Consider the following 8433-nt stretch of genomic DNA (forward strand, 5'->3'; position numbering starts at 1 on the left):
GGCGCCGGCGCCGGCCAGCAGCGTTTCGCTCCGCTCAACAGCTGGCCCGACAACGCCAATCTCGACAAGGCGCGCCGTCTGCTCTGGCCGATCAAGCAGAAATACGGTCGCAAGATTTCCTGGGCCGATCTGATGGTGCTCGCCGGCAACGTCGCGCTGGAATCGATGGGCTTCAAGACCTTCGGCTTCGCCGGCGGCCGCGCCGACGTCTGGGAGCCCGAAGAGCTCTATTGGGGTCCCGAGGGCACCTGGCTCGGCGATGAGCGCTACAGCGGCGAACGTCAGCTCGCCGAGCCGCTCGGCGCGGTGCAGATGGGCCTCATCTACGTCAATCCGGAAGGCCCGAACGGCAAGCCGGATCCGATTGCTGCGGCCAAGGACATCCGCGAGACGTTCGCCCGCATGGCGATGAACGACGAGGAAACCGTTGCGCTGATCGCCGGTGGTCACACCTTCGGCAAAACCCATGGCGCAGGTGATCCCTCGCTGGTCGGACCGGAGCCGGAAGCGGGCGCGCTGGAAGATCAGGGCCTCGGCTGGAAGAGCAAGCACGCTTCGGGTCTGGCAGGCGATTCCATTACCAGCGGCCTCGAGGTGACCTGGACGACGACGCCGACCAAGTGGAGCAACAACTTCTTCGAGAACCTGTTCAAGTACGAATGGGAGCTGACCAAGAGCCCGGGCGGTGCGCAGCAGTGGACGGCAAAGGGCGCCGAGGCGATCATTCCTGACGCCTTCGACAAGTCGAAGAAGCATCGGCCGACGATGCTGACCACCGACCTCTCGCTGCGCCTCGATCCCGCCTATGAGAAGATCTCGCGGCGCTTCCTCGAAAACCCCGATCAGTTCGCGGACGCCTTCGCCCGCGCCTGGTTCAAGCTGACCCATCGCGACATGGGCCCGATCCAGCGCTATCTCGGTCCGCAGGTGCCGAAGGAGACGTTGATCTGGCAGGATCCGATTCCGGCCGTGAATCACGAGCTGGTCAGCGACCAGGACATCGCGGCGCTGAAAACCAAGATCCTGGCTTCGGGCCTCTCGGTCTCAGAGCTGGTCTCGACCGCCTGGGCGTCGGCCTCGACGTTCCGCGGCTCGGACAAGCGTGGCGGCGCCAACGGCGCGCGCATCCGCCTTGCCCCGCAGAAGGATTGGGAGGTGAACCAGCCGGCTCAGCTCTCCAAGGTGCTCGGCAAGCTCGAAGCGATCCAGAAGGACTTCAACGCGTCGTCCGGCGCGAAGAAGGTCTCACTCGCGGATCTCATCGTCCTCGGCGGTACCGCCGCGGTCGAGAAGGCCGCGAAGGATGCCGGCGTCGACGTGAAGGTCGGCTTCACCCCGGGCCGCATGGATGCCTCGCAGGAGCAGACCGACGCGGAGTCCTTCGCGCCGCTCGAGCCGCGGGCCGATGGTTTCCGCAACTACGTCGGCAAGAAGCATCAGTTCCTGCAGCAGGAAGAAGCCCTCGTCGATCGCGCGCAGCTCCTGAGGCTCACCGGCCCCGAGATGACGGCGCTGATCGGCGGCCTGCGTGTGCTCGGTGCCAATGCGAACGGTTCGAAGCACGGTGTTCTCACCGCGAAGGTGGGCACGCTGAGCAACGACTACTTCGTCAATTTGCTCGACATGAGCACGCAGTGGACGCCGGCGGCTGACGGTAGCTACGAGGCCCGGGACCGCAAGACAAATGCGGTGAAGTGGACCGGCACGCGCGTCGACCTGATCTTCGGCGCGCACTCGCAACTTCGCGCCTACGCGGAAGTCTATGCCACGTCGGATTCCAAGCAGCAGTTCGTGCAGGACTTCGCCAAGGCCTGGACCAAGGTGATGAACCTCGACCGGTACGATCTCGCGGCGTCCTGACGCGGTGTTGCTTCACCTCTCCCGCAAGCGGGAGAGGGAGCGCAGATCGGCCAGGGTGAGCACAAACAAAAAAGGGCGGCCTTTCGGCCGCCCTTCGTGTTTCTGACCGGGTGCGAGACTTACTCGCCGGCGGCTTCGCGCGGAGCCTTCTCGCCCTCGCCGCCCTTGCCTTCGAGGTCTTCGCCGGTGGTCTGGTCGACGACCTTCATCGACAGGCGGGTCTTGCCGCGGTCGTCGAAGCCGAGCAGCTTGACCTTGACCTTGTCGCCTTCCTTGACGACGTCGGAGGTCTTCTGCACGCGCGCCGAAGCGAGCTGGCTGATGTGGACGAGGCCGTCCTTGGAGCCGAAGAAGTTCACGAAGGCGCCGAACTCCATCACCTTGACGACGGTGCCGTCATAGATCTGGCCGACTTCCGGATCGGACGCGATCGACTTGATCCACTTGATCGCGGCCTTCATCGCCTCGCCGTCGCTGGAGGCGACCTTCACGGTGCCGTCGTCCTCGATGTTGACCTTGGCGCCGGTCTTCTCGACGATCTCGCGGATCACCTTGCCGCCGGTGCCGATCACTTCGCGGATCTTGTCGGTGGCGATCTTGAAGGTCTCGATGCGCGGCGCGTACTCGCCGAGCTCGGCACGGGCGTTGGTGAGCGCCTTGGCCATCTCGCCGAGGATGTGGATACGTCCATCCTTGGCCTGGGCGAGCGCCACCTTCATGATCTCTTCGGTGATGCCCTCGATCTTGATGTCCATCTGGAGCGAGGTGATACCCTGCTCGGTGCCGGCGACCTTGAAGTCCATGTCGCCGAGATGGTCCTCGTCGCCGAGGATGTCCGAGAGAACTGCGAAGCGCTTGTCTTCCAGGATCAGGCCCATCGCGATGCCCGCGGTCGGCCGCTTCAGCGGCACGCCGGCATCCATCAGCGCCAGCGAAGCGCCGCAGACCGAAGCCATCGAGGACGAGCCGTTCGACTCGGTGATCTCCGACACCACGCGCGTGGTGTAGGGGAATTCGTGGTGCGGCGGCAGCACCGGGTGGATCGCGCGCCAGGCCAGCTTGCCATGGCCGATCTCGCGGCGCTTGGTGCCGCCGAGGCGACCGGTCTCACCGACCGAGTAGGGAGGGAAGTTGTAGTGCAGCAGGAACGTCTCTTTGTACGTTCCAGAAAGCGCGTCGATGTACTGCTCGTCCTCGCCGGTGCCGAGCGTGGTCACGACCATCGCCTGGGTCTCGCCGCGGGTGAACAGCGCCGAACCGTGGGCGCGGGGCAGCACGCCGACTTCGGCGACGATGTTGCGCACGGTCTTGCTGTCGCGACCGTCGATGCGCTTGCCGGTGTCGAGGATGTTCCAGCGAACGATCTTGGCTTCGAGCTCCTTGAACACGCCGCCGATGCGCAGCTTGTCGTATTTCGGCTCCTGCCCTTCCGGGAAGTAGTGGGCGATCACCTTTTCCTTGACCTTGCCGACCGCGGCGTAGCGATCCTGCTTGACCGGAATGGCGTAGGCAGCCCGCAGCTCCTGCTCGACCATGCCGAGCATTTCCTTTTCGAGCGCGGAATTGTCGATCGTGGTGACTTCGCGCGGCTCCTTGGCGGCCTTCTCGGCGAGCTCGATGATCGCGTTGATCACCGGCTGGAAGTGGCGGTGACCGAACATCACCGCACCGAGCATGATCTCTTCGTTCAGTTCCTTGGCTTCCGATTCCACCATCAGCACGGCGTCGGCGGTGCCGGCGACGACGAGGTCGAGCTGGGTGTCGACCATTTCGTCGAGCGTCGGGTTGAGGATGAACTCGTCATTGGCGAAGCCGACGCGGGCCGCGCCGATCGGGCCCTTGAACGGTGCGCCCGACAGGGTCAGCGCCGCCGACGAGGCCACCAGCGCGACGATGTCGGGGTCGTTTTCCATGTCATGCGAGAGCACGGTGACGATCACCTGGGTCTCGTTGCGCCAGCCGTCGACGAACAGCGGACGGATCGGACGGTCGATCAGGCGGGAGACCAGCGTCTCCTTCTCGGTCGGACGTCCCTCGCGCTTGAAATAGCCGCCGGGAATGCGGCCCGCAGCGTAGGTCTTTTCCTGGTAGTCGACGGTCAGCGGCAGGAAGTCGACGCCTTCGCGCGGCGCCTTCGCCGCGACGACGGTGGCAAGCACCACGGTCTCGCCATAGGTGGCGACGACGGCGCCGTCGGCCTGGCGGGCGATCTTGCCGGTTTCCAGCTTGAGAGGGCGTCCGCCCCAGTCGATCTCGACTGAATGCTTATTGAACATAGAGGTCTTCTTTCATGGGTTCTCGAAAGAAGGATGGCCCCGAAAAACAAAAACCATGCGCAAGATTGCGGGACGCTGATCGAAGCGGGTGATCAGCGTCCTGCGATCCTGCCATGGTTTTTGGATTTCGGATGGCGTCCATCCTTTCGGGTCATACGGGCGCCTTGCCCGTTGTGCCCAGCCGCCGGATTGCTGCTGGACTTTCAGTCGGCGCGAATGCGAACACCGAACCGCGGTCTTCGCCGATCGTGCCCCGGATGCCAGCCGTCAACGGCTCGCATCCGACGTGCGCGCAGCCTCGATCAAAAAGCTTAAAATAGGCGCTTTCGTTCGAAGCCGCGTGCGAAAACGCGCGCCGTTGGCGCGCGCAAGAACTGTTAACGACGAATGTTGTGCTTCTCGAGCAGCGCCTTGTACCGTGCTTCGTCCCGCTTCTTGAGGTAGTCGAGCAGCGAGCGGCGGGTCGAGACCAGCTTCAAGAGGCCGCGACGCGAATGGTTGTCCTTCACGTGGGTCTTGAAATGGTTGGTGAGGTTGTTGATGCGTTCCGACAGGATCGCGACCTGGACCTCGGGCGAGCCGGTGTCGCCGGCCTTGTTGGCATTCGTCTTGATGACTTCCGCTTTGCGTTCTGCGGCAATCGACATCGTCAATTTCTCTCGTTGCGACCGGCTGAGGCAGTCAGGCCGGTCAGGTTGAACACACGCTTGGGGATGATTTCGCCATTGCCGACTTCAGCAAGCGCGAGAAGCCGGCCTGCCACCGTGACATAGACTGTGCCGCTACAAGTGGGCGCATCCCGTCCGCGCAACAAAACGGCCTGGCCCCGATGGAGCCTTGCCGCATCGGCCCGAGTGACGGCCAGTGCCGGGATGTCGTCCAGCGCGGTCTCAACGGGCATAAGCGCGTCCGCGAGGCTACCCTCGCCGGACGCGGCTCTATCGCACAAAGCCTCCAGCTGATCCAGCGGAATCATGTCGTTTTCGCCAAATGGGCCGACCAGGGTCCGCCGTAGCGCGCAGATATGGCCGAAAGTGCCTAGAATCCGGCCCATATCGCGGGCAAGGGCGCGGACATAGGTGCCCTTGCCGCATTCGGCCTCGAACACGGCCCGGTCGTTATCCGGTTGATCCACAAGGGTTAAATGGTGAATCTCGACGGGACGGGCAGCCAGTTCGACGACCTCGCCGTCGCGGGCGAGGTCATAGGCGCGCTCGCCCTGGATCTTGATCGCGGAATAACGCGGTGGGATCTGCTCGATCACCCCGGTGAAGCGGGGCAGGAGGGCCAGGATGGCCTCACGGGTCGGACGCTGGTCCGAGGTCGCGGTGACCCGGCCCTCGATGTCGTCGGTGTCGCGCTCCTCGCCCCAGCACACCGTGAACTGGTAGCGCTTGCGGCCGTCCATGACGAAGGGAACGGTCTTGGTGGCTTCCCCGAGCGCGATCGGCAGCCCGCCCGAGGCGAGCGGATCAAGCGTGCCGGCGTGTCCGGCGCGCTTGGCGTTGAACAGGCGCTTCAGCACCGCAACCGCCTGCGTCGAGGTCATGCCGATCGGCTTGTCGAGCACGACCCAGCCATGGACGTCGCGCCGGTCGCGGCGAACCTGGTTGCCCTTTTGCTTGTTATTGGCACGCGGATCATTGTTGACGCGGCGCGGCTCCTGATGCGGCTGAGAACTGCCGCCGAGGTCCGCAAAATTATTTTTCTGCACGTCGCGCTGATCGGCCTCTTCGCCGCCGATCGTGCCGTGAGCGGGGTCCATTGTCATTGTTCTTCTTCCCGATCCTGTTCCAGGTCCTGTTCGAGATCCTTCTGCACCGCAGGTGTTCGCAAAAGCTTCTCGATCCGTTCCGCTTCGTCGAATCGTTCGTCGACGCGGAAGCGAAGGTCAGGTGCAAATTTCAGGTTAACGCGCCGCGCGACTTCGCCGCGCAAGAACTTCTTGTTGCGTTCGAGCGCAGCGATGACGATCTCGGTGTCGCGGCCACCGAGCGGCATCACATAGACCGTCGCGAGCTTCAGGTCGGGCGACATCCGCACCTCCGGCACGGTGATGATGTGACCTTCGAGATCCGCATCATGCACATTGCCTTGCGCCAGAATCTCGGCCATCGCGTGGCGAACCTGCTCGCCGACGCGCAACTGACGTTGCGAGCCTCCGCCGGGTGCGGAACTCTTTTTCTGATGATGGCGTGGCATTCTCGAAAATCACCTCGTCATGCCCGTGTTTGGGACACGGGCATTGTCATTTGTCCTGTTGAAACGAAGAGGGGTGGATGGCCGGAAAAAATCCGGCCATCGCACTCCCGCAATTTCAGCTCAAAAAGATCCGGGCGCTTCGGTAAGATTTGGACTTACAGGGAGCGCTGGATCGTCTCCACGCGGTAACACTCGATCACGTCACCGGCGCGCATGTCGTGGTAGTTCTCGAAGGCCATGCCGCATTCCTGACCGGACTGGACTTCCTTCACTTCATCCTTGAAGCGCTTCAGCGTCGACAGCTTGCCCTCGTGCACGACGACGTTGTCGCGGATCAGGCGCACATTGGCGCCGCGTTCCACGGTGCCGTCGGTGACGCGGCAGCCGGCGACCTTGCCGACCTTGGAGATGTTGAAGATCTCCAGGATGGCGGCATTGCCCAGCATGGTTTCGCGCAAGGTCGGCGCGAGCAAGCCGCTCATCGCCTTCTTCACGTCGTCCACGAGGTCGTAGATGATGTTGTAGTAGCGGATCTCGATGCCGTTGCGCTTGGCGGCCGCAGCGGCCTCCTTGTTGGCACGAACCGAGAAGCCGATGATCGCGGCGTTGAAGCCTTCGGCCAGCGTCACGTCGGATTCCGAGATGCCGCCGACGCCGGCATGCAGGATGCGGGCTGCGACTTCGTCGGTGCCGAGCTTCTCCAGCGAGCCGAGGATCGCTTCCAGCGAGCCTTGCACGTCGGCCTTGATGATCAGCGGGAATTCCTTGCGGCCCGCGGTCTTCAATTGCGACATCATCTGCTCGAGGGAGCCGCGCATGCCGGAGATCGAGGCAGCCGCGTTCTCGCGCTTCTGGTGCGCACGATAGCTGGTGACCTGGCGGGCGCGGGCTTCGTTCTCGACCACGGCGAGACGATCGCCGGCTTCCGGCGGACCGTTGAAGCCGAGCACTTCGACCGGCACCGACGGACCTGCTTCCTGCACGGTCTCGCCCTGATCCGAGATCAGCGCGCGGACGCGGCCCATCTCGGCGCCTGCGACGATGATGTCGCCGACCCGGAGCGTGCCGCGCTGGACCAGCACGGTCGCGACCGGGCCGCGGCCGCGATCGAGCTTGGCCTCGATCACGGTGCCTTCGGCCGGACGCTCCGAATTGGTCTTGAGGTCGAGAATGTCGGCCTGGAGCGCGATCATCTCGAGCAGCTTGTCGAGATTGGTCTTGTTCTTGGCGGACACTTCGACGTCGACGACTTCGCCGCCGAACGATTCGACCTGCACCTCGTGCTGGAGCAGCTCGGTGCGCACGCGCTCGGGCTTCGCGTCGGGCTTGTCGATCTTGTTGATGGCAACGATGATCGGCACCCGCGCCGCCTTGGCGTGGTTGATGGCTTCGATCGTCTGCGGCATCACGCCGTCATCGGCCGCGACCACCAGCACGACGATGTCGGTGACCTTGGCGCCGCGGGCGCGCATCGCGGTGAACGCGGCGTGGCCGGGCGTGTCGATGAAGGTGATCTTCTTGCCGCTCTCGGGCGACACCACCTGATAGGCGCCGATATGCTGGGTGATGCCGCCGGCCTCGCCGGAGACCACGTTGGCATGACGGAGCGCGTCGAGCAGCGAGGTCTTGCCGTGGTCGACGTGACCCATCACGGTCACGACAGGCGAGCGTGTCTCGGTGTCGGTGGAATCGTCGATGGCGTCGAACAGGCCTTCCTCAACGTCGGACGCGGCAACCCGCTTGACGGTGTGGCCAAGCTCTTCGGCGATCAGCTGGGCAGTGTCGGCGTCGATCACGTCGGTGATCTTGTGCATCGCGCCCTGCTTCATCAGCATGCGGATGACGTCGACCGCGCGCTCGGCCATGCGGTTGGCGAGTTCCTGGATCGTGATCGCTTCTGGAATGACCACCTCGCGGATGAGCTTTTCCTTCGGCTCGTTCGAGGCGTGGCCCTTCAGGCGCTGGGTGCGGCGGCGGAACGAGGCGATCGAACGCTCGCGCACCTCATCGGCATTGAGCGCGGTGACGACCGTCAGGCGGCCGCGCTCCTTCTGCGGGCCGGGCTTGTGGGTGGGCTTGGGGGCGACCACGGGAC

6 protein-coding genes are annotated in these 8433 nt (G+C 64.2%); 1 reads left to right on the forward strand and 5 read right to left on the reverse strand.

The genetic code is table 11. From position 1 onward, the window contains the following. The coding region (gene katG, locus MOV74_RS24235) for a catalase/peroxidase HPI (RefSeq protein WP_246928246.1) at nt 1-1860 on the forward strand (1860 nt) is incomplete at its 5' end. A 119-nt stretch (nt 1861-1979) separates the two neighbouring features. Here katG and pnp read toward each other — a convergent pair. From pnp to infB, 5 genes are all read right to left on the reverse strand, one after another. Next, a complete protein-coding gene (pnp, locus tag MOV74_RS24240; protein ID WP_246928249.1) occupies nt 1980-4136 on the reverse strand; it encodes a polyribonucleotide nucleotidyltransferase in 2157 nt (718 codons plus the stop codon). 377 nt (nt 4137-4513) lie between these two features. Continuing rightward, nucleotides 4514-4783: a 30S ribosomal protein S15 gene (gene rpsO, locus MOV74_RS24245; protein ID WP_008131787.1), complete on the reverse strand. Its 270-nt coding sequence runs from the start codon at nt 4781-4783 to the stop codon at nt 4514-4516. Nucleotides 4784-4785: 2 nt separating this feature from the next. Further along, nucleotides 4786-5907, reverse strand: coding sequence for a tRNA pseudouridine(55) synthase TruB (truB, locus tag MOV74_RS24250; protein WP_246928252.1), 1122 nt, complete (start codon nt 5905-5907; stop codon nt 4786-4788). Then, nucleotides 5904-6338, reverse strand: coding sequence for a 30S ribosome-binding factor RbfA (gene rbfA / locus MOV74_RS24255; protein ID WP_246928255.1), 435 nt, complete (start codon nt 6336-6338; stop codon nt 5904-5906). Before rbfA ends, truB begins: the two co-directional genes overlap by 4 nt. A 155-nt stretch (nt 6339-6493) precedes the next feature. Further along, nucleotides 6494-8433: translation initiation factor IF-2 (infB, locus tag MOV74_RS24260; RefSeq protein WP_246928258.1), on the reverse strand; the 1940-nt coding region annotated here is incomplete at its 5' end.

It is taken from the genome of Bradyrhizobium sp. SHOUNA76, from assembly GCF_023006445.1.
Classification (GTDB): Bacteria; Pseudomonadota; Alphaproteobacteria; order Rhizobiales; family Xanthobacteraceae; genus Bradyrhizobium.